Genomic DNA, 844 nt, shown 5'->3' with positions numbered 1-844 from the left:
TAGGGCCGGGACCCATAAAAAGGATTCACAGAGCCGAGCTGGCGTGATTCAAGGTTTCCGGAAGGAGACCTCATTTGGACGACGGATATTTTTGGCTGACGAAAGAGCAATTCGCTCGGCTCAAACCACACCTCCCGCGGGATACGCGAGGCAAGCCCCGGGTCGATGATCGCCGCGTCATCAGTGGCATCGTGCATGTACTGATGTCGGGCTGCCGATGGAAAGATGCGCCGGGCGTCTATGGCCCGCGGAAGACGCTCTACAATCGCTTCCAGCGATGGGCAGCCAAAGGCGTCTGGACCAACCTCTTTCATGCTCTGGCAACTGCCGGGGGACCACCCGCCGAGGTGCTTATCGACTCTTCTGCAGTCAAGGCGCACCGATGTGCCTCTGGCGGAAAAGGGGGGAGCAAAGCCAGGCAATCGGGCGCTCACGCGGCGGACGCACCACCAAGATCCATGCGCTGACCGATCGCGATTGCCGCCCCATCGCCTTTCTGTTGACCGGCGGTCAGGTCGCCGATTGCGTCGCCGCCGATGCACTCCTCGATCAGCTCACCGCGGCTGAACTGGTGCATGGCGACAAGGGCTACGACACCAATGCCGTGCGAGAGAAGATAGAGGCAAAAGGTGCCGCTCCGAACATCCCGCCCAAGATCAATCGCCTCTGGAGAAACTGTTTCTCGCCATACCTTTACCGGAGCCGCAACGCCATCGAGCGCATGTTCAACCGGCTCAAGGATTTCCGACGGGTCGCCACACGCTACGACCGGCTCGCCACAAACTTCCACGCCGCTGTCTGCATCGCGGCGGTCGTCAGCTACTGGTTATGAGTCCCAACCCTA

1 protein-coding gene is annotated in these 844 nt (G+C 60.7%); it reads left to right on the top strand.

Annotation, left to right across the window (positions count from 1 at the left end; translation table 11 throughout):
• The first annotated feature begins 74 nt into the window (after positions 1-74).
• Positions 75-832, top strand: a protein-coding gene (locus ACYQ6W_RS22660; RefSeq protein ID WP_459678566.1) for an IS5 family transposase whose coding sequence is annotated in 2 segments (ribosomal slippage) — positions 75-408 and positions 408-832 — 759 coding nt in all. Because the reading frame shifts where the segments join, the coding sequence is not laid out codon by codon here.
• The last annotated feature ends 12 nt before the right edge of the window (positions 833-844 follow it).

Source organism: Acidisoma sp. 7E03 (assembly GCF_054665075.1).
Note: the sequence above shows the minus strand (reverse complement) of the source record. Positions and strands in the feature narration are given on the sequence as shown.